Raw genomic sequence first — 25,167 nt, 5'->3', positions numbered from 1 at the left:
AGATCTGCCAGATTCTTGCAAATCTTGCACGCTCGCGTTACATTGTGTGTGCTCGCCTACCCGTCCTCCCTTTCAGATTCGAAGGAGAATCACGGTGACCCTCAATCGCCGGTCGTTCCTGTCCATGACCGCCATCGCCACTACTCTCGCCGCAGCAGCAGCCTGCGGCTCCAGTGACTCCAGCGACTCCAGTGGTACCGTCGCCGCCGACACCACCGCTGACCTGGTCATCTGGGCCGACGAGAAGAAGGCCCCCTCGGTCGAGGAGTTCGCCACCCAGTGGGCGGACCAGCAGGGCGGATTGACGGTCGCCGTGCAGGTGGTCGCCGACGACCTCGAGACCAACTTCATCACGGCCGACAGCGCGGGCAACGGCCCCGACATCGTCATCGGCGCCCACGACTGGATCGGCAAGCTCGTCCAGAACAACGCCATCGCCCCGGTCGTGCTCTCCGAGAAGGCGCAGGCCAACTACTCGGACATGGCGCTGAAGGCCGTGACCTACAACGACCAGATCTACGGCGCCCCGTACTCCGTCGAGGCGCTGGCCCTCTACGTGAACAAGGGGCTGACCAGCAAGACCGCGCCGGCCACGGTCGAGGAGCTGGTCGAGGCGGGCAGGGCCGCCGGCACCGATGAGGTCCTCGCGCTGCCCGTCGGCGACGAGGGCAACGGCTACTTCATGCAGCCCTTCTACTCATCCGCGGGCGGATACCTGTTCGGAACCTACTCCGACGGCACGTACGACACCGAGGATCTGGGGATCGGCGCCGAGGGCTCGGTGACCGCCGGCACCAAGATGGCCGCTCTTGCGCGCGAGGGCGTCCTCAAGACCTCCATCAGCACCGACAACGCCACCGACCTGTTCACCACCGGGAGGACCCCCTACCTCATCTCCGGCCCATGGTCCCTGTCCGGTGTCAAGGAAGCGGGCATCGACTACGCCATCGCGAAGATCCCTGGATTCGAGGGGATGAACGAGGCCGTGCCCTTCGCGGGCGTGAATGTCTTCTACGTGGCCCAGAACGGCAGCAACCGCTCGATCGCCGAGAGCTTCATCGCCGATGTCGCCAAGGACTCCACAGTCGCCGAGGCCATGTTCGCCAAGAACGAGCTCCCGCCGGCCCAGGAGGACCTGGCGGAGAAGCTCAAGTCGTCCAACCCCGACATGGTGACCTTCTTCGACATCGCCAGCAGCGCGCCCCCCATGCCCTCCATCCCCGAGATGGCCGAGATCTGGACGCCTCTGGGACGGGCGGAGGCCAACATCATCAATGGCAAGAACGACCCGGAGTCCGCGATGGAGGACGCCGGCGCATCCATCAAGTCCGCACTCGCCATCTGATCCGAATCCCCGAACCCAGTCTGCCGTCCGAAAGGTTTATCCCAGACAATGATGTCAACCGCCCCCGAGAACGCACGTCTTACGAAGCAGGAGAAGACCACCACGATCACCTCGGTGCTCATCCGCGTCCTGGCGCTCGGCGCCACCCTGGCCCTGGCCGCCTATCTCGTACCGCTCCTCGTGCACTACAGGATGTGGGTGTGGCTGGTCATCGTCGGCGCGGCCACCGCGGCCATGTTCCTGCTGTACTCGACCAAGCGCTTCGTCCCCGGAAAGTACCTCTTCCCCGGAACGTTCTTCCTGGCCGTCTTCCTCATCGTCCCCATCGTCCTGACCGTTCAGATCTCCTTCACGAACTACGGCGACTCCAACCGCGGCACCAGGACGAAGGACGAGGCGATCTCGGCCATTATCGCCAACTCCGTCACGAGGGTGCCCGACACCCCGATCTACGACCTGCGCGTGGGCACCACCGGCAGCGCCGCCGACGGCCCCTTCACCCTGTTCCTGGTGGACCCCGGCACCGGCAAGGCCTACACGGCCACGGCCGGGTCGTCGCTCACGCCCGCGGAACCCGGCGCCGTCACCCTGGAGGGCGGCAAGATCACCGCCGCCGAGGGGTACACGCTGCTGAGCCCCAGGGAGGTCAACGCCGCCTCGGCCAGGATCAATGACCTCGACGTGCCCATCGACGACGGGCGCTTCCTCCAGGTCAAGGGCTTCAACCAGGCGGTGGTGGCGACCGCCTCGATGGTCTACGACGAGGCCAGCGACTCCTTCACCAACACGATCACGGGCAAGACGTACACCGTGCAGAAGATCGGCACGTCGGAGTTCTACGCCAGGGACGACGGCAAGGCCCTCGACCAGTCGTGGCAGCAGAACGTCGGCTTCGCCAACTACGTCAGGCTCTTCACCAACTCATCCATCCTCAACCAGTTCGGTCAGGCCTTCGTGTGGACGCTCGTCTTCGCATTCGGCTCGGTGCTGCTCACCTTCATCGTCGGCTTCTTCCTGGCGCTGGTCCTCAATGACGACCGCATCCGCGGCAAGAAGCTCTACCGGTCCTTCCTGCTCCTGCCGTACGCCATCCCCGGTTTCGTCTCCCTGCTGGTATGGGCCAATTTCTACAACAAGGACTTCGGACTGATCAATGAGCTGCTGCGCCTGAACATCGACTGGCTCGGAGACCCCACCATGGCCAAGGCAGCCGTCCTGCTGACCAACCTGTGGATGGGCTTCCCCTACATGTTCATCGTGTGCACCGGAGCCCTCCAGTCGATCCCGGCCGACGTCAAGGAGGCCGCCAAGGTGGACGGGGCGACGGGGATCCAGACGACCCTGCGCATCACCGCGCCCCTGCTCCTGGTCGCGGTGGCCCCGCTGCTGGTGAGCTCCTTCGCCTTCAACTTCAACAACTTCAACGCGATCGAGCTGCTCACCGGCGGCGGCCCCTTCGAGACGGCCGGCGACGTCAGGGGCGGGACGGACATCCTCATCTCGATGATCTACCGGATGGCCTTCGGCGGCGCCAGGGCCGACTACGGCTTCGCCTCCGCCGTCTCGGTGGTGCTGTTCGCCATCACCGGCGTCCTGGCCGCCCTGCAGTTCCGCGCCACCAAGGCGCTCGAAGACGTCAACTGAGCGTGGAAGGAAAGCATCATGACGACTGATCAGTCCAAGCAGCCCGAGTTCGCCACCACTCCCGACGCGAACCGGATGACCTTCGCCCACTGGTGCCGCGAGATCGGCTGGCGCCATCTCGTCGGCGTCCTCGCCCTCGTCTTCGCCGCCATCCCCGTCCTCTACATCCTCTCGGCCTCCCTCAACCCCCAGGGAACGCTGAGCACCACCACGCTCGTCCCCACCAACGGGGTCAGCCTCATCAACTACAGGATCCTCCTGTCCGGAGAGCGGGGCCCGTTCCTGCACTGGTACCTCAACACGCTGATCGTGTGCGCCGTGATCGGCGCCGCCCAGGTCTTCCTGTCGCTGCTGGCCGCCTACGTGTTCTCCCGGTTCCGGTTCAAAGGACGTCGTGGCGGACTCCTGGCCCTCCTGCTGATCATGATGTTCCCCGCCACGCTGTCCATCATCGCGATCTACAGCATGATGAGCGACCTGGGCAGGGTCATCCCCTTCCTCGGTCTCAACACCCTGAGCGGGTACTGCCTCGCGCTCATGGGTGGGGCGCTCGGGCAGGTCTGGCTCATCAAGGGGACGTTCGACACGATCCCCAAGGAGCTCGACGAGGCCGCCATCATCGACGGCTGCACCCACTGGCAGGTGTTCCGCATCATCCTGCTGCCCACGCTCAAGCCGATCATCGCCACGACCTTCCTCCTGGCATTCGTCGGAGTGATCTCCGAGTTCATCCTGGGGTCGATCTTCCTGACCGACAACTCCACGAAGACCCTGGCGGTGGGCCTGCGGGCCATGGTCGCCGGCAACAACAACTCCGCCAACCTCGGCACCTTCGCCGCCGGCGCCGTCCTGACGATGGCTCCCGTCATCGCGCTCTTCCAGTTCTTGCAGCGCTACATCGTCGGCGGCTCGATCGCCGGCGCGGTCAAGGGCTGACCTACTCCATCCCCCGGCCGGCCCCGGAGGATCCGTCGACGGCTCCCGGCGCCCATGGGCCTCGTCGCTCGTGCCCCTCGGTCCCGTCGCACTCGGCCTTCCGACCGCCCCGGCCCGCCGCGCCTCACCGGATGCCGAAGCCAAGCCGGTCCGCCCCGCACCGCGGGCGGACCGGCGAGCGTCGTTCTCCTCGAGCCCCTCCTCCTCGACGATCGGCGACGGCGCGCTCGCGTTCTCGGATACTGCGGGGAGAGAACTCGTCGCACGGGAAATCGAGGGCCTGAATTCCGATACCATCCACCCGTCCTCCCCGGAACAGGACGCGCGCCCAACCCGGATCGGCACCTAGGAGATGACCACCGTGCACCAGCGCCTCACCCTTGCCGACATCGCAGAGCAGGCAGGGGTCTCCACTGCGACGGTCTCCCGGGTCCTCAACGGGAAGTCGAATGTCGCCGAGGTCACCCGCAGGCAGGTCCTGGTCGCTCTCGACCTGCTCGGCTACGAACGCCCCGAGGCCCTGCGGCAAAGCTCCCGGGGACTGGTCGGCCTGGTCGTCCCCGAGCTCAGCAACCCGATCTTCCCGGCCTACGCCCAGGAGATCGAGCAGCTCCTCGCCTCCAGCGGCCACACCCCCCTGCTGTGCACCCAGACCCCCGGCGGCACCAGCGAGGACGAGTACATCGAGATGCTCGTGGACCGGGGTGTGGCCGGCATCATCTTCGTCTCCGGCCGCCACTCCGACACCAGCGGCGACGTGACCCGCTACCAGCGCCTGCGCGACCGCGGCGTGCCCCTGGTGACCATCAACGGAAACGCCCCGACCATCAGGGCCCCCGGCTTCACCACCGACGACCGCACCGCCGCCCGGATCGCGGTGGACCACCTGGTCAGCCTGGGGCACCGCCGCATCGGGCTGGCCACCGGCCCGCTGCGCATGGTCCCCGCCCAGCGCAAGCGCGCCGGCTACGAGGACGCCCTGCGCGCTGCACTGCCCGACCAGCCGCTGCGGATCGTCGAGACGCTCTACTCCTACGAGGGCGGCACCGCCGCCGCGGGCAGCCTGATCGACCAGGACTGCACGGGCATCATCTGCGGCTCCGACATCATGGCCCTGGGCATCATCGCGGGCGCCCGCAGCCGCGGGCTGTCCGTGCCCCACGACCTGTCCGTCATCGGCTACGACGACTCGGCGCTCATCCCCATGACCGCCCCTCCCCTGACGACCGTGCGCCAACCCGTGGCCGCGATCTGCCGCGCGGCCGTCACCACGCTCATGTCCATCATCGTGGGCCAGGAGGTCCCCGGCACCGAGATGCTCTTCGCCCCCGACCTCATTGTGCGCGGCTCGACGGCGCCGGCTCCCCGCACGGCGGAGGCCGGCTATCGAGCATTTTCTGGCGGCACACGATACGCCGCCGGCTCCCCGCACGGCGGAGGCCGGCTGACGGCGCCCCCTCCAGCAGGCCGGTGGTGTCAGCGCGACCAGGAGCGGGCCAGCCGCGACCCGAGCTCGGCCAGACGGCTCTTGACGGCCTCCGGCCCGCCCGAGACCCAGTCGGCGGGCGAGCCCCCTCCGGCGTCCTCCAGGGCGTAGGAGCTGACGACGCCGGCCCCGGCGAGCTCGCCGCGCGGGACCATGGACCGCCCCGCCACGAGCACGGTGGGCAGCGCCAGAGCTCCCGCCGCCGTGCCGACCACGGCGACGACGCTGTCGGCGAGCACGTCGTAGACCTCCCCCGCGCTCGTGACCACCAGGTCCTGCCCGCTGATGGCGTCGTCCAGGCCCAGCAGGTGCGCCATCGCCCGCGCTCCCGGCACGGCCCGGGCCCCCAGGGCCCTCAGCACGGCCGCGCCGCCCCCGGCGGCCCCCGTCCCCCAGGACGACACCGACAGCCGCTCGGCGGCGCCGGCCGCGCCGCCCGCCAGGGCCAGCGCCCCGCGACGCGGAGCGCCAATGAGCTCGATGGCCCGCGAGGCCGCCGTGCACGCCAGGCGGTCGCGCTCCTGCGCCTCAGCGGGGCTCAGAGCCGTCAGCGTCGTCAGGGCCTGACCCGCCCCCGCCAGCCCGCCCAGGGCGATGTCGTCGGCAAGCGCCAGCAGCACCTCCCGCTCCTCCAGGAGCGAGCGCGCCGCTGCCGGCCCGCCGAGGCCGTCGAGCAGCCCGCGACCGCCGTCGTGCACCGCCGAGCGCGCCAGGCCGACCACGAGGGTGTCCCCGGCGCCCGTGAGGGCCAGCGCCTGGGCGAGGGCCTCGCCCAGGCCGTCGGTCGTGCCCTCGCGCGCCTCCCGGGCGGCCAGCTCGGCGTCCACGGGCAGGGCCGTCAACCGGGCCGCGTCCAGCAGCCAGGTGCGCCCCGCCCGGCCCCGCGTCCAGGCCGTGGGCGCCCCGCGAAGCTGCAGCAGGTCGACCTCGCGGACCTCCCCGAGCGGGCTGTACGCCTGCAGGGCGCGCCGGGCGGAGACGCTCTCGGCCCCGATGGCCTGGGCGGTGCCCGGACCGCCGTCGGGAATCGGCAGCGCCGTCAGCACGTCGTCGTCGCGCCGCGCCCTCCACCCGGCCGCGAGCGCGGCCGCCACGTCGGCGGCGGCCAGGCCCGCGTGCGGGGCGACGACGGGCACGCCGCCCGGCTCGGGGTACATGGCCCCCGTGGCCAGGAGGACCCTCATGCGCCTGCCGCCCCGCTCACCGGTGCGCCTCGGCGCCTCCAGAGCCCTCAGGGCCCTCAGGGCCCTCGGCCTCGCCGACCGTCCCGCCCAGACGCGCCAGCAGGAGCGCCTCGCCGGTGACAATGCGCTCCAGGTCGCCCAGGTGCATGGACTCGTCCTCGCTGTGGGCGCGGGTGTCGGGGTCCTCGATGCCGGTGACGAGCACCTGGGCGTCGGGGAAGGTCTTCTGGAGGGTGGAGATGAAGGGGATGGAGCCGCCCTGGCCGATGTCGACGCAGTCGCGGCCGAAGGCGGTGGTCAGGGCCCAGCGGGCGGCGTGCCCGGCCGGGCTGTCCGAGGATCCGTCGAAGGAGGGCCCGGTCTCGCACAGGGTGACGGTCGGGCGGGCCCCGAAGGGGGCGCGGGCCTCCAGGTGGGAGCGCAGCGCCTCCACGGCCGCGGCCGGGTCCTGCCCGGGGGCGATGCGCATGGACAGGCGGGCCGTGCACGAGGGGGCCAGGACGTTGCCGGCCAGCTCCAGCGGGGTGACGTCCATGCCGATGACACTCAGGGCCGGCTTGGTCCACAGGCGCGCGGTGAGGTCGCCGATGCCCACCAGCTCGACGCCGTCCAGGACGCCGGCATCGGCGCGGAACTCGGCCTCGGAGTAGTCGGGGAAGTCCGGAGCCGCCTGGGGGCGGGAGGCCAGGCCGGACACGGCGACGTCGCCGCGCTTGTCGTGGAGGGTGGCCACCAGACGGCACATGGAGGTCACGGCGTCCAGGACCGGGCCGCCGTACTGGCCGGAGTGCAGGGCGTGGTCCAGGACGTCCAGGCGCACATCGACCTGGATGACGCCGCGCAGGGACGTGGTCAGGGCCGGGACGCCGACCTTCCAGTTCGAGGAGTCGGCGACGACGATGACGTCGGCGGCGAGCCGCTCGCGGTGGGCGTTCAGGAAGGCCTCGAAGGAGGGCGAGCCGACCTCCTCCTCGCCTTCGATGAACACGGTCACCGAGCAGGGCAGCTCGCCTCCCCCGAGGTCGGCGAGCGTGCGCAGGGCGTGGACGTGGGTGATGACGCCGGCGCCGTCGTCGGCGGTGCCGCGGCCGAAGAGGCGCTCCCCGCGGCGCTCGGCGGTGAAGGGGTCGGCCTGCGCCCAGGCGCCGGGGTCGCCGACGGGCTGGACGTCGTGGTGGGCGTACAGGAGGACGCGGGGGGACCCGGCGGGGCCCTCGCGGTGGGCCAGGACCGCCGGGCGCCCCATGACGCCGTCGGGCCCCTGGGCGGAGAGGACCTCGGCGTCCAGGCCGGAGTCCCGCAGCAGGCCGGCGACGTGCTCGGCGCTGCGGCGCACCTGGGCCTGGTCGTGGCTGGAGGCGGACACGGAGGGGATGGCGACGAGCTCGATCAGGTCGGAGACGATCGCCTCGAAGGACTGGTGGACGGCGGAGCGCAGGGCGGCAGCGGTAATCATGGTTTGCAGGGTATCGCGGGAGAGCCGCTACCCTGTCGACGTGAAGCTGTTCAAGAAGCGCGCCGCTGCGCCCGAGCCCGAGCCCGCCGTCGAAACTCCCGTCAAATCCGGCGGAAAGGGTCGCGCCACTCCCAAGCGCAGGGACGCCGAGGCGCGTCGCCTCCACCCTGTCGTCCCCACCGACCGCAAGGCCGCCAAGGCGCAGGCCCGGGCGAAGCAGGACGAGGCCTGGAGGCGTCAGCGCGAGGCCATGCGCACCGGCGACGAGCGCTACCTGCCGGCTCGCGACAAGGGCCCGGTCAAGCGCTACATCCGCGACTACGTGGACGCCCGCTTCAGCCTGGGCGAGGCCTTCATGCCGCTGAGCATCCTGCTCATCGTGGTCATGATCGGCATTCAGACGCGGGCGCCCGGGGTCGGGCTGATGCTCATCATGGGCCTGTACGCGGTGTTCCTCCTGTCCATCGTCGATGCCGTGGTGTGCTGGTGGCTGCTGCGCCGCCGGCTGCACGCCAAGTTCGGGGAGGACAGGGTCAAGGCCCAGGGCACGGTCTTCTGGTACATCTTCTCGCGCTGCTTCAACCTGCGCCGCTGGCGCCAGCCCTCCCCGCAGGTGGCGCGCCGTCAGTACCCCTCCTGAGCCGCAGGCGGGCCCGGGGCCCTAGGATGTGAGCATGGTCGCTTATCGTCATCTCGGCAGCTCTGGTCTGAAGGTCACGGAGATCACCTACGGCAACTGGCTCACCCACGGCTCCCAGGTGGAGACCGACACCGCCGTCCGCTGCGTGCACGCCGCTCTCGACCTGGGCATCACCAGCTTCGACACTGCCGACGTCTACGCCAACACGGTCGCCGAGGAGGTCCTCGGCAGGGCTCTGGCGGGCCTGCGCCGCGAGGGCCTGGAGATCTTCACCAAGGTCTACTGGCCCGTCGGCCCCAAGGGCCCCAACGACGTCGGCCTGTCCCGCAAGCACATTATGGAGGGCATCAACGGCTCGCTGCGGCGCCTGGGCACGGACTACGTGGACCTCTACCAGGCGCACCGCTACGACTACGAGACTCCGTTGGAGGAGACCATGCAGGCCTTCGCCGACGTCGTGCGCGCCGGCAAGGCCCTCTACATCGGGGTCTCGGAGTGGACCGCGGAGCAGATCCGCGCCGGCCAGGAGCTCGCCTGCCGGATGGGCTTCCGCCTGGTGTCCAACCAGCCCCAGTACTCGGCGCTGTGGCGGGTCATCGAGGAGCGCGTCGTGCCGGCATCCACCGAGCTGGGCGTGGGGCAGATCGTGTGGTCCCCCATGGCCGAGGGCGTCCTGTCCGGCAAGTACCTGCCCGGCCACCGGCCGCCTGCCGGGTCGCGGGCCACCGATGAGAAGGGCGGCAAGCGCATGATCGCCCGCTGGATGACCGACGAGGTGCTCACCGCCGTCCAGCGGCTCCAGCCGATCGCCGCGGAGGCCGGGCTGACCATGCCGCAGCTGGCGATCGCCTGGGTCCTCCAGCACGACTACGTCTCCGCCGCCCTGGTGGGGGCCTCCCGTCCCGAGCAGCTGGTCGAGAACGTCAAGGCCTCCGGCGTCGAGCTGGGCGGCGACGTCATGGAGGCCGTCGACGCCGCCCTGGGCCAGGTGGTCGCCCGCGACCCGGAGCTGACCCGGTCCCCGGAGAAGCGCCCGGCCTGACGGCGGGCCCACCGGCGGTCGTGGCCGCCGGTGGGCTCCTCCGCTCAGCGCCGGCGCCGCGCACCGGCCTCGATGAGGGCCACCACGATCATGCACGTCCCGGCCACGACGGCCGGCAGGTTGCCCAGGTGCAGGTTGTCCCCGATCACCCCGGTGACCGTGCTTCCCAGGGAGACGCCCAGGACGTTGCCGGTCGAGGCAAGGGTCATGGCGCCGGTAATGCGGTCGGCGGACGTGATCTCCTCCACGCGCGAGTAGCAGGTCACCAGGACCACGCCCACCCCCGCGCCCAGGCACAGGATGACGGCCTCGGCCAGGAGGGTGGACGGCACGCTCATCAGCGCCAGGGAGCACAGGAGGACGACGGCTCCGCCTGTGGCAGTCTTCCGCAGGCGCCCCACGCGCAGGCCCGGGCTCACGAAGCCGACCATGGCCGAGGTGATCCCCATGGAGCCGTACACGGGGCCGGTCAGCCCCGGGGTGCCGTGCGCGGTGTGAACAGCCGTCAGGGCCGTCTGCGTGGTGCCGAAGACGACGCCGACTCCCGTAATGACCAGGAGGACGGGAAGCATGGCGCCCGCCGGCGCGCCGAGCGCGGCGGTGCGCGGCGCGCCCCGCCCACTCGGACGGGTCCGCTCTCCGCTCGGGCGGACGGCGTCCCGGTGGGTCAGCAGCCAGGCGATGAACAGCCCCTCGCCGACCAGGGTCAGCGTCCCGAGCGCCGCGACGGCGCCCTGGGCCCCCAGGAGGGCGACGAGGCCCCCGGCTGCGACGGGCCCGACGACGAAGCTGGTCTCATCGGCGGCCGTCTCCCAGCCCATGCCGATGCGGACGATCCTCAGGGCGCGGGCGGGCTGCTCGCTCGCGCGTGCGATGGAAGACCACACGGCGCGCGCGACCGACCCCGCCTGCGGGTTGGCCGCGCCCATCACGGCGCCGGCCGCCAGGACGATCCAGTCGGCCCAGGCGCGGCCCACCGCGCACCAGATGATGACCAGTGCGGCCGTCTGGACCACGAGCGCGCAGGCTGTGACCCGCCAGGCTCCCAGGCGGTCGTGCAGACGGCCGACCGCCGGGGCCCCGAGCGCGGTCCCCAGGCCGACGGCAGCGACCACGGCGCCGGCCAGGGCCAGGCTCCGGCCCGCGGCGGAGACGACGAGGAGCAGGCCCAGCTGGTTCATGGCGGCCGGGAGGCGCCCCAGGTAGGCGCAGACGAGGAAGCCGAGTCCGGCCGCCTCCAGGAGAGTACGGGCAGAAGAGTCGGAAGTGCTCATAGCGACCAGAGGGGTAGACGGCGTCGGGCTGCCGGCCCGACCCCACGGGCAGCCTCTTCTCCCTCTTAGTTGGGAGCCAGGCTATCAGATGCCGGTGCCGAGCAGCATCCGCCCGCTCTCAGCGGCGGCGAATGGTCGCCAGGGCCCGGTTGATGCGACCGGGCCAGGCCGGGCCGTTGTAGACGAAGGCCGTGTAGGCCTGGAGCAGGTCGGCGCCCGCGTCGAGCATGAGCTCGGCGTCCATAATGGAGGAGATGCCGCCCACCCCGATAATGATGGGCCCCTCCCCCAGGCGGTCGCGCAGGCGGCGCACGACCTCCAGGGAGCGCGGCAGCAGCGGGGCGCCGGACAGGCCGCCCTCGCCGAGGTCGTGGTCGATGGTGGTATTGGTGGCGACCACCCCGTCCAGACCCATGTCGGCGACCAGGTCGGCCACGGCGTCGATGTCCTCGTCTACCAGGTCGGGGGCGATCTTGACCAGGAGCGGCACGTGGCGGTGGGCGGCGGCGTCGCCGGCCTCGCGCACCGCCTCCAGGATGGGGCGCAGCGCGCCGACGTCCTGGAGGCTGCGCAGGCCGGGGGTGTTGGGGCTGGAGACGTTGACGACCAGATAGTCGGCCCAGCGCGCCACGGCGCCGGCCGAGTAGCGGTAGTCGGCCACGGCGCCGGCCAGCGCGGTGGCCTTGGTCTTGCCGATGTTGGCGCCCACGACGATGGAGCGGCCCCGCACGCTCGAGCGCAGGCGGCGCAGGCGGCGGGCGGCCTCGTCGGCGCCGGAGTTGTTGAAGCCCATGCGGTTGCGGATCGCCCGCGTGCGCGGGTAGCGCCACATGCGGGGCCGGTTGTTGCCGGGCTGGGCGCGGGCGGTGAAGGTGCCGACCTCGATGAAGCCGAAGCCGAGCATGTCCATGCCCTCGACGGCCAGCCCCTCCTTGTCCATGCCGGCGGCCAGGCCCAGCAGGCCGGGCACGGGCCGCACGAGGGGGCCGCCCTGGTTGGCGCTGGGCACGGGGAAGGCGGGGCGGCGCCCCCACACCTGCCTCACCACGTCGCGCAGCAGCGGGACCCTGCTGACGACCTCGATGGCGTCGACGCACACGTCGTGAATCCGCTCGGGGTCGGTACGCGTCAGGACGGTCTTGTACAGCAGGTCGTAGAGCACGCGACCAGCGTACCCGGCCCGCCCGCCGCCCCGGAGCCAATCGTCTGGATGAGTGAGTCCGGGTGCTCGTCTCTGCCCGGTCGGCGCGGTCATGGGGCGGGGCAGGGCGGTCGTACGTCAAAGATGCGACCGCGACGGGCGAGGGCGCCGCCCCGGACCCGGTGCGCCCGGAGCCGCAGACCGACTGCTACGCGGGCACATGGGTGCGCAGCGCCTCGGCCGACTCGTGGACGCACGGCTCCTCCGAGCTGCGGGTCCGCCGGCTGACCACCGGCACGGAGTCCGGCTCGCTGCGACGGGGCACCTTCGCCGTCGACGCCTCCCGGCTCTGAAGGCCCGGGCCGGTCGCGGCCCAGCGCGGGAGGCTCACGGCGCCGTCGGGGCGGGCGTGCCAGACTGGGCGCGTGCGTGTTGCGGAGATCGCCAGGCTGACCGGGACCACGGTGCGCACCGTGCGCTACTACCACTCCCTGGGCCTGCTGCCCGTGCCCGGCGAGCGCGGCGGGTGGCGGGACTACGAGCTGTCGCACGTCGCCCGGCTCTCCCGCATCCGCTGGCTGACCCGGGCCGGGGTCCCGCTGGAAACGATTGCCCGTGTCCTGGACGCCGAGCCCGCCGCGTCCGCCGACGGCTCGGGCGGCAGCCAGGCGCCGGCACCGGACGTCGTCGCGGACCTGAGTGCGGCCCTGGACGCCGTCGAGAACCATCTGACGGATGTCGCCCGCCAGCGCGACATGCTCGCGAACCTGCTCGAACGCGCCCAGGAGGGGTCGACCGTCTCCCCCATGCCGCCGCGCATGGCCGAGTTCTTCGACAGGATGGAGCGCGGGGCCGCCGACGAGCGGACGCGCACGGCCGTGCGCCGCGAGCGCGACATCACCGACCTGGCCTGCTACCGCGGACAGATGCCGCCCGAGGCCGAGCTCCTCTTCCCCGAGCCCGACGAGGTCGAGGACGCCGCATCCCTGGCCGCCTACGGCCGGGATGCCGACGCCGCCTCCCAGGCCGACCTGGAGGCGCACGCCGACTGGATCGTCTCCCGCCTCGAGCGCCGGCTCACCGGCGCCCAGCTGCGCCGCCTGGCCCGCCGGGTCGACACCGCCGCGGTCTGCTCGCTGTTCCGCCTCATGGCGGACGTCGACCCGCACTACGCCCGGATCGGGCCGCTCGTCGAGCGCCGCCTCCTGGCTGCGATCGACCACTGGCGCCGGGCCTGAGTCCCGCTCGACGGCTCCTCGACGAGGCCGCCGGACCGAGCCCCGTCATCGCCGTCCCCGGTGGTACGGAAACACGAGCTTGCGTGCGACGCAACGTCACACATGAGCCTGGGCCCATGACATCTCGCGCCAACCGCACCGCCGTCGCAGTGGGCGGCCTGACCAAGACCTTCGGGCGGCTTCGGGCCGTTGACGGCCTGGACCTGGGCCTCGCCATTCCGGCTGCGCGCCGCCACGGATCCCGGCGGGGAGAGCTCCTGGAGCCCCTGCTTGTGGGCGGCCGGCGGCTGCGCGTCGCCGGACCGGTGAGCCTGACGATGGAGCTGTGCAAGGGGTGTTGGGAGCCGAGCACCGCGACATGGAGATCCCGGTCTCCGGGCGCGGCCCGTTGGCCCGCCTCTTGCCTACGACGCGGCGTCACGGGTGAGGATCGGAGCGTGTCCGCCGGCCCGGTAACCGCCCCGACCACCCATCTCATCATCCCCGTCGTCCGAGAAGCGGACGAGACTGAAAGGAGACGCCTGTGAAGGCACTGCTGATCGTGGAGTCCTGCTTCGGAAGCACCCGGGCGCTCGCCGAGGAGGTCGCCGCCGGCCTCCGGGAGGGCGGCGGCCGGGCCGACGTCGTCCCGGCCGCCCGGGCCGCGACGACGGTCCCCCACGACGTGTCCCTGCTCGTCCTGGCGGCTCCCACCCACAACCGGGGGCTGCCCAGCCCGGCCAGCAGGCGCCGGGCCCGGGACAGGGGCGGCTCCCCTGAGGAGCCCGGTATCCGCGAGTGGCTGGAGGCCGCGACCATCCCCGCTGGGACACGGGTGCTCGCCGTCGACACTGTCACCCAGCGCAACTGGATCAGCGGCTCCGCCGCCAAGCGGATCGCCAAGATGCTCGGGCACGGGAACGTCGACACTCACAGCTTCGTCGTCGCAAGCGGCCAGGGCCCCCTCGACGAGGACGAGGCCCGGGCGGCCCGCGCCTGGGGCGCCGGGCTCGTCTGACGCACCCCTTCCCCGCGCGCGTCGCCCAGTCGCAAAGCCAGTCGCAGAAGGAGAGTAAGGAGAGTACCCATGACAGAAGCCTCGACAGAGTCTCGCGGCCGGGCCGGCGCCCCGGCCCGGGCGGCGGTGACCGCCGGCGTCGTCCTGGCGGCCGCGGCCCTGGTCGACCAGCTGATCGGGCACTGGACGGCCCGCGACAGCGAAGCGCACTACGCCCCCTTCGGCACGCTCCCCGACCCGGCGGTGCTGACGACCTTCTTGGCCGTCAGCGCCCTGGTCTTCGCCGCATGCATGTACCCGGCGGTCCGTCAGGCCCGGCGGGGCCGGCACGTGCGCGCGGCACTCACCTCGGGGGCGTGCGTCCTCGTCTGGGGCGCCGTCGCCGCCGTGGCGAGCCTCGCCTACGAGTACGGCGACTACGTCCTGTCACCCGCGTGGCGGCTCGGGCCCTGGCTGCTCCCCCTGGCGGCCCTGGGCGCCGCGATCCGTTCCGGGAAGGCGGGGCTCAGGCGCTGATGGTCGCCGAGATAATGATGGCGATCGCAATGGCGGTCCCCGCGAAGGCCAGGCCGAGCCCCGGGTTCTGATCCTCGATCAGCTCCCTGCGAAGATCCAGCTTGAAGATCAGGTTGATCAGCCAGGCGAAGAGCATGAGAAGCAGGACGCCCAGGACCGCATAGAGCACGGTGGCGAGAATGACCATTCCGTTGAGCCCAGCCGGCAGTCCCGAGTCATCGGCCGTGCTCACGGCCGTGCTCACGAGCTGGTGCATGGAGCCTCCCCCTTCATCGCTTCCTCAGTACTTCTCAGTATCTCGGTATCTCGGCGCTCGCTGAGCGCGCTGGGCGGATACTCGCGGAACGCATGGACGGACCCTAGCAAGGGCGCTCGAAGGCGGGCAATACACGGTCCGCCCGCCGCCGTGGGGAGATCTCCCCGACCCTGCCGCCGGAACCGGCTCGCCCGAGTACGGCCCGCGGCACCCGGTTCAGACGTTGAAGCCCAGAGCGCGCAACTGCTCGCGGCCCTCGGGGGTGATCTTGTCCGGGCCCCACGGCGGCAGCCACACCCACTGGATGCGGACCTTGTCGGCGATGAGGCCGAGGGCCTGCTGGGCCTGCTCCTCGATGACGTCGGTCAGCGGGCAGGCCGCGGTCGTCAGCGTCATGTCGAGCACGATCGTGCCGTCGGGCTCGATGGCGACGCCGTAGAGCAGGCCGAGGTCGACGACGTTGATGCCGAGCTCGGGGTCGATGACGTCGCGCAGGGCCTCCTCGATCGCCGCGACGTCGGCATCGCCGCCGACGGCCGGGGTGTGCTGGGCGGCCATGGGGTTGTCCGGGCCGGCGGCACGGGTCTCGCTCATCATGGCTCCTCCTTAGGTTGATGGTGAGGTCGCGTGAGATTCAGGGGCGTCCGGCCGGGCCCGGTCAGGCCCGGCCGGCGGCACCGCGCCGGCCTTGACCAGGGCGTCCTTGAGCGCCATCCACCCCAGGAGGGCGCACTTGACGCGGTTGGGGTACTTCGAGACGCCCTCGAAGGCGGCGCCGTCCTCGAGCTCGTCCAGGACGGCGTCCCCCACGCCGCGTCCGCGGGAGTGCATGAGGACGTCGAAGTCCTTCTCCAGGCGGGCGACCGTGGCCAGGTCGGCGCCGTCGACGAGGTCGTGCATGACGGAGATGGAGGCCTGGGAGATCGAGCAGCCGTCGCCCTCCCAGCCCATGGCGACGACCCTGCCGTCCCGGACGCGCACCCCCAGCTCGATGTCGTCGCCGCAGGTGGGGTTGACCTGGTGGCTGGTCGCGTCGGGATCGGTCAGGGCTCCATGCCCGTGCCGCTCGCGGGAGTGGTCGAGGATCACCTGCTGGTAGAGCTGGTCGAGGTCGTTCATGCTCACCTTCGGAAGTAGCTGCGGACCGAGGCGACGGCCTCGAGGAGGCGATCGGCCTCGGCGGAGGTGCTGGTCGGCCCGAAGGATACCCGCGACGAGGACGCCACGCCGAAGTGCGCGTGGATCGGCTGGGCGCAGTGGTGCCCGGTGCGCACGGCCACGCCGGCGGCGTCGAGGACCTGCCCGACGTCGTGGGGGTGGACGCCGGCGACGGTGAAGGCGACGACGCCGAGGCGCCCGGTCGTGTCGGCCGGGCCCAGCAGGCGCACTCCCTCGATGGCGGCGAGCCCGTCGAGCACCCGCCGGGTGAGCGCCAGCTCCCCCGCGTGGAGGCGGTCCATGCCCAGTCGCGCCAGGTAGCCGACCGCCGTGCCCCAGCCCGCCGCCTGGGCCAGCGGCTGGCTGCCGGCCTCGAACCGGGCGGGGGCGGGCATGTAGGTCGAGGACTCCATGGTGACGACCTCGATCATGGAGCCGCCGGTGAGCACCGGCGGCATGGCGTCGAGCAGCGCCTCGGTGGCCACCAGCGCGCCGACGCCGGTGGGGCCGAGCATCTTGTGGCTGGAGAGGGCCATGGCGTCCACGCCGGCGTCGGACAGGGCGGCGAAGTCGAGCGGCAGGTGGGCCGCCGACTGGCAGGTGTCCAGCACGACGAGCGCGCCGGCCGCGCGGGCCGCCGGCAGGATGTCTGCCAGGGGCGTGATCGCCCCGGTGACGTTCGAGGCGTGGGTCAGGGCGAGCACGCGGGTGCGGTCGGTGACGGCGTCGGCTGTGGCCGGGTCGATGCGCCCGTCCTCGGTCAGGTCGAGCCAGCGCAGGCCCGCCCCGGTGCGGGCGGCGAGCTCCTGCCAGGGCACGAGGTTGGCGTGGTGCTCAGCGCGGGTGACGACGATCTCGTCGCCCGCACCGACCGCCAGACGGCGGGCGGGGTCGGCGTCGTCCGCGGCCGCCCCCCCGCGCGCGGCGGGACGGCCGAGGCTGGCGTGCCCGATCGCCAGGGCCACGAGGTTGATCGCCTCGGTCGCGTTCTTGGTGAAGACGAGCTGGCCGCCCCGGGCGCCGACGAAGGCGGCGACGGCGTCGCGGGCGTCCTCCCAGGACTGGGTGGCCTCGTCGGCGATCTGGTAGGTGGAGCGCCCGGCCGCGCCGTTGCTCAGGGAGAGGAACTCCGCTTCCCGGGCCATGACGCAGGAGGGCTTCTGAGACGTCGCGGCCCAGTCGAGGTAGGCCAGCGGCTCCCCGTTGCGGGCGGGCCGCTCCAGGTAGGGGAAGTCGGCGCGGACGGCGTCGACCTCGGCCGCGGTCAGCGCCCGGACCGCCTCCGGATCGTGCAGTGTCATGGGTATTGCGCCTCCTGGCGAGAATCGGGCAGCGGCTGAGGGCACAGGCGGGCGGGCCGTGCCCCGAGCGCCTCAGGACAGGGAGAGGTAGCGGTCGTAGCCCTCCAGCTCGAGGCGCTCGGCCAGGTCGGGGCCGCCCTCCTCGGCGACGTGGCCGGCCACGAAGACGTGGACGTGGCTGGGCGTGATGTAGCGCAGGATGCGCGTGTAGTGGGTGATGAGGAGAAAGCCGGCCTCGGAGGAGTCGTGGAGGCGGTTGACGCCCTCGGAGACGATGCGCAGGGCGTCGATGTCCAGGCCGGAGTCGGTCTCGTCGAGCACGGCGAAGCGGGGCTGCAGCAGCTCCATCTGGAGGATCTCGAAGCGCTTCTTCTCGCCTCCGGAGAATCCGGCGTTGACGTCGCGCTGGGAGAAGGAGGAGTCCATGCGCAGGTTCTTCATGGCCTCGTTGACCTGGCTGACCCACTGGCGGACCTTGGGCGCATGGCCGTCGATGGCGGTCTTGGCGGTGCGCAGGAAGTTGGCGACGGTGACGCCGGGGACCTCGACGGGGTATTGCATGGCCAGGAAGAGGCCGGCGCGGGCGCGCTCGTCCACGCTCATCTCCAGCAGGTCGACGCCGTCGAGGAGGACCTGGCCGTCGGTGACCTCGTAGTCGGGGTGGCCGGCGATGGAGTAGGCCAGGGTCGACTTGCCCGAGCCGTTGGGGCCCATGATGGCGTGGACCTCGCCGGATCCGACCGAGAGGTTGACGCCCTTGAGAATGGGCTTGGGACCGTCGTTGGTGGCGACCTGGACGTGGAGGTTGTTGATCTCGAGAGTGCTCATGTGTGTTCTTCCGGGGGAAAGTCTGTTCAATGTGTCGTGGGGGCGGGTGCCGCCGCTCTCAGGGCTCAGGCCGTGTCGTCAGAGTCGTCAGAGTCGTCAGAGTCGTCGGGCTCGCGGGCGGAGACGAGGCCGGTGAGCTCGAGCTCCTTCTCAATGGCGGCCATGAGCCGCTCCTCGACCTCGGGGACGCCGATCTCGGCGACGATCTCGTTGAAGAAGCCCAGGACGACCAGGCGGCGGGCCTCGATCTCGGGGATGCCGCGGGCGCGCAGGTAGAACAGCTGCTGGTCGTCGAAGCGGCCGGTGGCGCTGGCGTGGCCCGCCCCCTCGATATTGCCGTTCTCGATCTCGAGGTTGGGGATGGAGTCGGCCTTGGCGCCCTCGGTCAGGACGAGGTTGCGGTTGAGCTCGTAGGTGTCGGTGCCGCGGGCGCCGGCGCCGATGAGGCAGTCCCCCACCCACACGGCGTGGGCGCCCCTGCCCTGGAGGGCGCCCTTGTAGGTGATGCGCGAGTAGCAGTGCGGCTCGGTGTGGGCGACGTAGGGCCGGTGCTCCTGATGCTGGCCGGCGTCGGTGAAGTACACGCCGAAGGCCTCGATGCGCCCGCCCTCCCCGCAGAAGCCGAGGTCGGAGCAGATGCGCACGTCCCCGCCGAGGCTCACGACGACGTGCCTGAGGACGCCGCGCCCCTCGACGCGCACCCGGTGGTTGGAGGCGTGGACGGCGGCGTCCTCCCAGCCTTGGACGGTCACCAGGGTCAGCTCGGCGCCGTCGGCGACGGCGACCTCCACGCCCTGGGTCAGCGCCGCGGTGCCGGTGTGGTCCAGGAGCACCGTGCCCCTGGCGCCCGGCTGCGCGGCGATGTGGATGTGCTGGGCGGTGGGGAGGTCGAGACCCGGGTCGTGGCCCGCAACGGTCAGGCGGACGGCGCGGTCCAGCTCGGCGCCGGCGGTGAGCGTCAGCACGGTGGCCTCGGTGAAGCCGGCCCAGGCCGTGATGCCGGTGCGGTCCACGGGCGCGCCGACGGAGCCGATGCGGGCGTCGTCGCGGGTGACGGTCTCGACCGTGACGCCCCGGGGGGCGTCCACGGCGGCGTCGAGGGCCCCGCCCCCGCCGGTCGCCGCGCGGACGGCCTCGAGGTCGAACAGGGGGGCGAAGCGCCTCATGGGGGTGAAGCGCCACTCCTCCTCGCGGCCGCCCGGCACCGGGATGTCGGCCGGCTCGAAGGACGTGGGCCGGTCGGCCCGCGAGGAGACGTAACGGGCGGGGCCGTGGGAGTGTGCTCCCTCCAGCGACGCGTGCGAGTGGTCGGTGAGAAGATCGGGCATTGAGCACTCCTGTGCCGGGCGGTGCCCGGCGGCTGGTGGGATCATGATGAGGACGTGGGCGAGGCCGGCGGGAGCCGGTGGTGTCGGCGGTCTCAGCCCACCGAGTTCTCCATCTGCAGCTCGATGAGGCGGTTGAGCTCCAGGGCGTACTCCATGGGCAGCTCGCGGGCGATGGGCTCGACGAAGCCGCGCACGATGGTGGCCATGGCCTCGGTCTCGGTCAGCCCGCGCTGCATGAGGTAGAAGAGCTGGTCGGCGCTCACCTTGGACACGGTCGCCTCGTGGCCCATCTCGACGTCGTCGGTGCGCACGTCCACGTAGGGGTAGGTGTCGGAGCGCGAGATCTCATCGACCAGCAGGGCGTCGCACAGGACGTTGGACTTGGAGTGGCGGGCGTTCTTCAGGATCTGGACCAGCCCCCGGTAGCCGGAGCGGCCCCCGCCCCGGGAGATCGACTTGGAGACGATGTGGCTGGAGGTGTGGGGCGCCATGTGGATCATCTTGGCGCCGGTGTCCTGGTGCTGCCCCTCGCCGGCGAAGGCGATGGACAGGGCCTCGCCGCGGGCGTGGGGCCCCATGAGGAAGACGGCCGGGTACTTCATGTTGCGCTTGGAGCCGATATTGCCGTCCACCCACTCCATGGTGGCGCCCTCGGCGCAGGTGGCCCGCTGAGTGACGAGGTTGTAGACGTTGTTGGACCAGTTCTGGATGGTCGTGTAGCGCACGCGGGCGTTCTTCTTGACGATGATCTCCACGATCGCCGCGTGCAGGGAGTCCGTGGAGTAGATGGGGGCGGTGCAGCCCTCGACGTAGTGCACGTAGGAGTCCTCGTCGGCGATAATGAGCGTGCGCTCGAACTGGCCCATGTTCTCGGTGTTGATGCGGAAGTAGGCCTGGAGGGGGATCTCGACGTGGACGCCGGGCGGCACATAGATGAAGGAGCCGCCGGACCACACGGCCGTGTTGAGCGCGGCGAACTTGTTGTCCCCGGCGGGGATCACGGTGCCGAAGTACTCGCGCACCAGCTCGGGATGCTCCTTGAGGGCGGTGTCGGTGTCGAGGAAGATGACGCCCTGCTGCTCCAGGTCGCCGCGGATCTGGTGGTAGACGACCTCGGACTCGTACTGGGCGGCGACCCCGGACACGAGCCGCTCGCGCTCGGCCTCGGGGATGCCGATACGGTCGTAGGTGGTCCTGATGTCCTCGGGCAGGTCGTCCCAGGACGTGGCGGGCCGGTCGGTGGAGCGCACGAAGTACTTGACCTCGTCCAGGTCGAGGGGCGAGAGGTCGATGCCCCAGGTCGGCATGGGCTTGCGCTCGAAGATCTCGTACGCCTTGAGCCGCTTGGCGAGCATCCACTCCGGTTCGCCCTTGAGCGCCGAGATCTCCCGAACGACCTGCTCGTCGAGACCGCGCCTGGCATTCCGGCCGGCCTCGTCGGAGTCGTGCCAGCCGAAGTCGTAGGTGGTCGAGATCGAGTCGATGATCTCGTCGTCGCTCACGCGAGGCGCATCGGTCGTGGGTAGTGTCATCGGGTTCCTTCCGTTCGCTCGGCCCGCCGGCCGCGCCTGCCCGCGGCCGCCCGGACCGCGCGCCTGCGCAGGGTCGGCATGGCTATGGGAATGTGAGTGGTGCACACGTGCTCGCCCCCGGCCAGGGTGGCCAGGCGCTGTACGGGCACGCCCAGGAGCCGGGAGAAGGCCTGGGTCTCGGCCTCGCACAGCTCGTGGAACTTGCCGGCGACGTCGCGCACGGGGCAGTGCCCCTGGCACAGCTGGACGGCGTAGGTGCCGTCTCCGACATCGCGAATGGTGGCCGCGTAACCGTCCAGGGTCAGGGCGTCGGCCAGCGCGCGGGCCCGGTCGGCCGGGTCCTTGCCGGCCGCCTCGACGACCGACATGTACCGCCGTTCGAGGTCCCGCCCGCGCGAGGCGGCGAAGGAGTCCAGCGCCTTGTCCCCGGCGACCTGCTGGAGGTAGGACAGGGCCCGGTTGGCGATCTCGGAGTAGCCCTCGGCGAAGGTGGTCCGGGCGGCGCGGGTGGCCACATAGTGGCGGGCCGGCCGCCCGCGTCCGCGCTTTCCGGGCGGGGCCGCGGTGTGCACCTGGATCTCGCCGTCCTCCTCCAGGGCCGTGATGTGGCGTCTGACGGCCGCCGGGGTCAGGGAGAGGATCTTGGCGAGCTGCGCGGCGGACACGGGGCCCTTGGCGACAATGAGATCGAGGACGCGGGCACGCGTGGAGTCGTCATCGGCGTGACTCATGCCTGCCCCTCCTTCGCCGCGTCGGTTCCACAAGCGATGGGCCACCGGGTCGGCCGGTGTCTCCATCCAACTTTAACCAAGATCTTCCTTCCCATATTCAACGCTGGCAAGTTCCAGACGCCCTGTCTCGACGTGGAATCGAGCACGCATGACGCACAAAAGCGAATCGCGTTCACGATTATTTCGCCAATGGCGGAAACCGGTCGGGCGGGTGCGGAGCGCGCCCGGCGGCGGGGTCGGCCCCGGTGGTGGCGGCCCGGCCCCGCCGCGAGAAGACGCGAGTCAGGCCCGCCGGGACGCGGGCCGCGGCGCCGCGCCTCGGTCCCGCTCGACGAGCCGGACCTCCCGCCAGGGGATCGGGTCGGGTGCGCAGCCGACGAAGACGCCGTCGACCGTGTCGGTGAAGCCCGTGAAGACCCACTCGCCGTCGCGCAGGCGGAGCAGCTGGCCGGCGTAGAGGTGCTCGGGGCGCACGTAGCGGGCGCGGTCGACGTCCCAGGGGCCGAGCGGTCCGCCCCCCTCGGCGACCCAGACGCCGCCGGGCCCCGGCTCGGCCTGCATGTCCTGCCCGCAGGAGAAGACCAGCAGGTGGCGTCCCTGCACCGTCCGGGACTGGCTGACCTCCAGATGGCCGAACACGGACGGCCCGGTCAGCGGGGGCGCCACCTCCCAGTGGTCCAGGTCGTCGGAGACCGCGTGGCCGACGACGCCCGCGTGCTTGACGTCCGCGCCCTTGGCGCGGGCCGTGATCAGCATGTGCCACCGCCCGTCGTCGTGGAGGAACACGAACGGGTCGCGCCAGGCCTCGTCGTAGCCGCAGCCCGGGGCCCACTTCTGGTACCAGCGCCCGTCGGCCACCAGCGGCTCGCTCGTCGCGCGCTCGAACGTGACGCCGTCGGCGCAGTCCGCCCAGCCGATGCGCTGGACCATCCCCGCCTCGGCGCGGGAGATCCCCGTGTAGAACACCCGCAGGGAGCCGTCGGGCCTGACCACGGTGGACCCGGTCCAGACCGCCCTGTCGTCGAAGGCGGGGCCCTCGCAGGCCACCAGCGCGTCCGGGACCAGCTCCCAGCTGCGGGCGTCGTCGGACACCGCGTGCCCCATCGACGCGTTCATGTGGCGGCGCTGGGGGTCGTGCAGCGCCCGCGAGGCGCGCAGGAAGAACAGGTGGTACCGCTCGCCGTCGTCGGCGATCCAGTGGTCCCACAGCCAGTGGTCGGGCAGGCGCAGCGCCACGGCTCAGCCCTTGACCGCGGTGCCGGCCAGCGACTGCACGAAGGAGCGCTGGAACAGGACGAAGACGACCAGCACCGGCAGGGTGATGAGCGTGCCGTAGGCCATGATCTGGCCCCATACGGGGTTGAGCTGGAAGAAGTACTGCATTCCCACGCTCACCGGGCGTATGGACTCCGCCTGGACGACCATGAGCGGCCACAGGTAGGAGTTCCAGGCCGGCAGCATGGTGATGATGGCGACAGTGGCGAAGGTCGGCCCGGACAGGGGCACCACGATCCGCCGGTAGATCGTCCACCAGCCGGCGCCGTCGACCCGGGCGGCCTCGTCGATCTCCTTGGGGATGTCGCCGAAGTGCTGGGCGAAAAGGAAGATCGCCAGCGCGTTGGCCACGAAGGGCAGGATCTGCACCTGGTAGGTGTTGAGCATCCCCTGCTTGAGCAGGAAGCCGTCGCCCGCCCAGGTGACCGAGGGCAGCTTGACCACCCAGTACACCAGGGGGACCGCGATGGTCTCGAAGGGGACCATGAGGGTGGCCAGGACCAGGGAGAGCACGAGGCTCTTGCCCCTCCACCGCATGCGCGAGATGGCGAAGCCGATCATCGAGTTGACCACGAGGCCCAGGCCCACGATGCACGCGGTGACGATGACCGAGTTGAGGATGAACCTGCCCGCGGGGACGCGCTCGAAGACGCCCGTGTAGTTCTCCAGGCTCAGGCGGCCCACCGGCAGGAAGGCCCTGAGGCCGCCCAGGTCGGCGAAGATCTGGTCGTCGGCCTTGAGCGAGGAGAACACCATGAACAGCAGCGGGAAGACGGCCAGGGCGGAGGCGATCACGAGTCCGGCGTAGGTGAGGATCCTGGCGCGGGTCCTGGAGGCCGCCCGGCCGTGCCCCTTCTCGACGGCGGTGCGGCCGGCGGTGCCCGTGTTGCTGGTGGTCATGTCAGTCCTTCTCCCGGGTGAGGCGGCGCTGGATGAGCGAGATGGCGAGCACGGCCAGGAAGAAGATCAGGGAGATCGCGCTTCCGTAGCCCATGTCCTGCTCGCGGTAGCCCTTGCGCACGGCGTGGTAGACGAGGGTGGATGTCGCGTCCTGCGGCCCGCCGGAGGTCATGACGTCGACCTGGACGAACAGGCCCAGGGCCGCGATGGTGATGGTGACCAGGATGAACACCATGGTGGAGCGCAGTCCGGGCCAGGTCACGTAGCGGAAGCGCTGCCAGCCGCCCGCGCCGTCGAGGTCGGCGGCCTCGTAGAGGGCGGGGTCGATGCCCTGCAGGCCCGACAGCCAGATGATCATGTGCAGGCCCACGGCCTGCCAGATGGACAGCACGATGATCGCGGGCATGGCGGTGCCCGGGTTGTTGAGCCAGGCCACGGCGGTCCAGGCGCCGCCGGTGATGGTGTTGAGCGCGGAGTTGAACAGGCCGTCGTCCTCGTAGAAGAAGCTCCACAGGATGGAGACGACGACCATGGAGGTGACCACCGGCATGAAGATCATGGTGCGGAAGGCCGTCACCCCCTTGACCTTGGCGTTGACCAGGATGGCCAGGGCGAGGGCCAGGGCGGACTGGCAGGGCACGACGACCAGGGCGAAGAGCGCCGTGTTGGTCAGGGACCGGATGAAGGACGAGTCGCCGGTGAATGCGCGGATGAAGTTGTTCAGGCCCACGAAGCTCGGCGGGCGGGGCGAGATGAGACGCGCGTTGGTGAAGGACAGGAGGAATGTCAGCAGGATGGGGATGCCCATGAAGAGCAGCAGGAGGATGAGCGCCGGCGAGGACATGAGCCAGGCCTGGCGCGCCTCCCTGCGCAGCGCGGACCGGCGCCCCTTGCGCCTGTCAGTTGACATGGTGGTCTTCCCTTCCCGGCAAGACGGCGCCCCGCCGGATCGCATGGAT

24 protein-coding genes and 1 pseudogene are annotated in these 25,167 nt (G+C 71.2%); 10 read left to right on the top strand and 15 right to left on the bottom strand.

Annotation, left to right across the window (positions count from 1 at the left end):
• Positions 1-94: 94 nt before the first annotated feature.
• The 4 genes and pseudogenes from AIF0345_RS07060 to AIF0345_RS07045 form a co-directional block, all read left to right on the top strand.
• Positions 95-1,345, top strand: coding sequence for a sugar ABC transporter substrate-binding protein (locus AIF0345_RS07060; RefSeq protein WP_043559227.1), 1,251 nt, complete (start codon positions 95-97; stop codon positions 1,343-1,345).
• A gap of 48 nt (positions 1,346-1,393) precedes the next feature.
• Positions 1,394-2,989 carry an ABC transporter permease subunit gene (locus AIF0345_RS07055; RefSeq protein WP_268917040.1) on the top strand — a complete coding sequence of 532 codons (1,596 nt, stop codon included), beginning with the start codon at positions 1,394-1,396 and terminating at the stop codon, positions 2,987-2,989.
• 18 nt (positions 2,990-3,007) lie between these two features.
• Entirely contained in the window at positions 3,008-3,925 is a 918-nt protein-coding gene (locus AIF0345_RS07050; RefSeq protein WP_268917041.1) for a sugar ABC transporter permease, read from the top strand.
• A gap of 352 nt (positions 3,926-4,277) precedes the next feature.
• Positions 4,278-5,291: pseudogene (locus tag AIF0345_RS07045) on the top strand (LacI family DNA-binding transcriptional regulator); the annotation flags it as partial.
• A gap of 110 nt (positions 5,292-5,401) precedes the next feature.
• On the opposite strand, the gene AIF0345_RS07040 reads toward AIF0345_RS07045, so the two are convergent.
• Both AIF0345_RS07040 and AIF0345_RS07035 read right to left on the bottom strand, forming a co-directional pair.
• Positions 5,402-6,595 (bottom strand): glycerate kinase, encoded by a 1,194-nt coding sequence (locus AIF0345_RS07040; RefSeq protein ID WP_043559392.1) that lies wholly within the window; start codon positions 6,593-6,595, stop codon positions 5,402-5,404.
• Between the two features lie 16 nt (positions 6,596-6,611).
• Positions 6,612-8,051 carry a dipeptidase gene (locus AIF0345_RS07035; protein ID WP_268917042.1) on the bottom strand — a complete coding sequence of 480 codons (1,440 nt, stop codon included), beginning with the start codon at positions 8,049-8,051 and terminating at the stop codon, positions 6,612-6,614.
• Between the two features lie 40 nt (positions 8,052-8,091).
• Between AIF0345_RS07035 and AIF0345_RS07030 the strand changes: the two genes are divergently transcribed.
• Both AIF0345_RS07030 and AIF0345_RS07025 read left to right on the top strand, forming a co-directional pair.
• Complete coding sequence (locus AIF0345_RS07030; RefSeq protein WP_043559236.1) at positions 8,092-8,691, top strand: DUF3043 domain-containing protein; 600 nt, start codon at positions 8,092-8,094, stop codon at positions 8,689-8,691.
• A gap of 34 nt (positions 8,692-8,725) precedes the next feature.
• Complete coding sequence (locus tag AIF0345_RS07025) at positions 8,726-9,733, top strand: aldo/keto reductase family protein (RefSeq protein WP_268917043.1); 1,008 nt, start codon at positions 8,726-8,728, stop codon at positions 9,731-9,733.
• A gap of 44 nt (positions 9,734-9,777) precedes the next feature.
• On the opposite strand, the gene AIF0345_RS07020 is transcribed toward AIF0345_RS07025, so the two are convergent.
• Both AIF0345_RS07020 and AIF0345_RS07015 read right to left on the bottom strand, forming a co-directional pair.
• Complete coding sequence (locus AIF0345_RS07020; RefSeq protein ID WP_052374564.1) at positions 9,778-11,007, bottom strand: MFS transporter; 1,230 nt, start codon at positions 11,005-11,007, stop codon at positions 9,778-9,780.
• 118 nt (positions 11,008-11,125) lie between these two features.
• Complete coding sequence (locus AIF0345_RS07015; RefSeq protein WP_268917044.1) at positions 11,126-12,169, bottom strand: quinone-dependent dihydroorotate dehydrogenase; 1,044 nt, start codon at positions 12,167-12,169, stop codon at positions 11,126-11,128.
• Between the two features lie 161 nt (positions 12,170-12,330).
• On the opposite strand from AIF0345_RS07015, the gene AIF0345_RS07010 reads away from it, so the two are divergent.
• The 4 genes from AIF0345_RS07010 to AIF0345_RS06995 all read left to right on the top strand — a co-directional run bounded on the left by AIF0345_RS07010 (position 12,331) and on the right by AIF0345_RS06995 (position 14,899).
• Positions 12,331-12,501 (top strand): hypothetical protein, encoded by a 171-nt coding sequence (locus tag AIF0345_RS07010; protein ID WP_285297758.1) that lies wholly within the window; start codon positions 12,331-12,333, stop codon positions 12,499-12,501.
• Between the two features lie 72 nt (positions 12,502-12,573).
• Positions 12,574-13,386, top strand: coding sequence for a MerR family transcriptional regulator (locus AIF0345_RS07005; RefSeq protein ID WP_268917046.1), 813 nt, complete (start codon positions 12,574-12,576; stop codon positions 13,384-13,386).
• Positions 13,387-13,909: 523 nt separating this feature from the next.
• Positions 13,910-14,383 (top strand): flavodoxin, encoded by a 474-nt coding sequence (locus AIF0345_RS07000; RefSeq protein WP_268917048.1) that lies wholly within the window; start codon positions 13,910-13,912, stop codon positions 14,381-14,383.
• 69 nt (positions 14,384-14,452) lie between these two features.
• Positions 14,453-14,899 (top strand): hypothetical protein, encoded by a 447-nt coding sequence (locus tag AIF0345_RS06995; protein ID WP_268917049.1) that lies wholly within the window; start codon positions 14,453-14,455, stop codon positions 14,897-14,899.
• On the opposite strand, the gene AIF0345_RS06990 is transcribed toward AIF0345_RS06995, so the two are convergent.
• The 11 genes from AIF0345_RS06990 to AIF0345_RS06940 all read right to left on the bottom strand — a co-directional run bounded on the left by AIF0345_RS06990 (position 14,889) and on the right by AIF0345_RS06940 (position 25,118).
• On the bottom strand, positions 14,889-15,086 hold the full coding sequence (locus tag AIF0345_RS06990) for a DUF350 domain-containing protein (RefSeq protein WP_311136111.1): 198 nt from the start codon (positions 15,084-15,086) through the stop codon (positions 14,889-14,891). The two genes, AIF0345_RS06995 and AIF0345_RS06990, sit on opposite strands and share 11 nt — an antisense overlap.
• 285 nt (positions 15,087-15,371) lie before the next feature.
• Positions 15,372-15,749, bottom strand: a complete 378-nt coding sequence (locus AIF0345_RS06985) for a metal-sulfur cluster assembly factor (protein WP_229118300.1) — start codon at positions 15,747-15,749, stop codon at positions 15,372-15,374.
• Positions 15,750-15,761: 12 nt separating this feature from the next.
• Complete coding sequence (gene sufU, locus AIF0345_RS06980) at positions 15,762-16,274, bottom strand: Fe-S cluster assembly sulfur transfer protein SufU (RefSeq protein WP_285297757.1); 513 nt, start codon at positions 16,272-16,274, stop codon at positions 15,762-15,764.
• A 2-nt stretch (positions 16,275-16,276) separates the two neighbouring features.
• The gene (locus AIF0345_RS06975) at positions 16,277-17,614 is read right to left on the bottom strand and encodes an aminotransferase class V-fold PLP-dependent enzyme (RefSeq protein WP_268917051.1); all 1,338 of its coding nucleotides are present in this window, start codon (positions 17,612-17,614) and stop codon (positions 16,277-16,279) included.
• Between the two features lie 72 nt (positions 17,615-17,686).
• Positions 17,687-18,442 carry a Fe-S cluster assembly ATPase SufC gene (sufC, locus tag AIF0345_RS06970; protein WP_043559262.1) on the bottom strand — a complete coding sequence of 252 codons (756 nt, stop codon included), beginning with the start codon at positions 18,440-18,442 and terminating at the stop codon, positions 17,687-17,689.
• 65 nt (positions 18,443-18,507) lie between these two features.
• Positions 18,508-19,770 (bottom strand): Fe-S cluster assembly protein SufD, encoded by a 1,263-nt coding sequence (gene sufD, locus AIF0345_RS06965; protein ID WP_268917052.1) that lies wholly within the window; start codon positions 19,768-19,770, stop codon positions 18,508-18,510.
• A gap of 92 nt (positions 19,771-19,862) precedes the next feature.
• Positions 19,863-21,302, bottom strand: a complete 1,440-nt coding sequence (gene sufB / locus AIF0345_RS06960) for a Fe-S cluster assembly protein SufB (RefSeq protein WP_268917053.1) — start codon at positions 21,300-21,302, stop codon at positions 19,863-19,865.
• A complete protein-coding gene (locus tag AIF0345_RS06955; protein WP_268917054.1) occupies positions 21,299-22,033 on the bottom strand; it encodes a helix-turn-helix transcriptional regulator in 735 nt (244 codons plus the stop codon). Before AIF0345_RS06955 ends, sufB begins: the two co-directional genes overlap by 4 nt.
• 282 nt (positions 22,034-22,315) lie before the next feature.
• Entirely contained in the window at positions 22,316-23,269 is a 954-nt protein-coding gene (locus tag AIF0345_RS06950) for a glycoside hydrolase family protein (RefSeq protein ID WP_268917055.1), read from the bottom strand.
• Positions 23,270-23,272: 3 nt separating this feature from the next.
• The gene (locus AIF0345_RS06945) at positions 23,273-24,208 is read right to left on the bottom strand and encodes a carbohydrate ABC transporter permease (protein ID WP_268917056.1); all 936 of its coding nucleotides are present in this window, start codon (positions 24,206-24,208) and stop codon (positions 23,273-23,275) included.
• A gap of 1 nt (position 24,209) precedes the next feature.
• Positions 24,210-25,118 carry a carbohydrate ABC transporter permease gene (locus tag AIF0345_RS06940; protein ID WP_043559275.1) on the bottom strand — a complete coding sequence of 303 codons (909 nt, stop codon included), beginning with the start codon at positions 25,116-25,118 and terminating at the stop codon, positions 24,210-24,212.
• Positions 25,119-25,167 lie beyond the last annotated feature (49 nt).

The organism is Actinomyces israelii, assembly GCF_030253495.1.
In the GTDB taxonomy this organism is placed as follows: Bacteria; Actinomycetota; Actinomycetes; order Actinomycetales; family Actinomycetaceae; genus Actinomyces; species Actinomyces israelii.
This window is presented reverse-complemented; position numbering and strand designations above follow the sequence as displayed.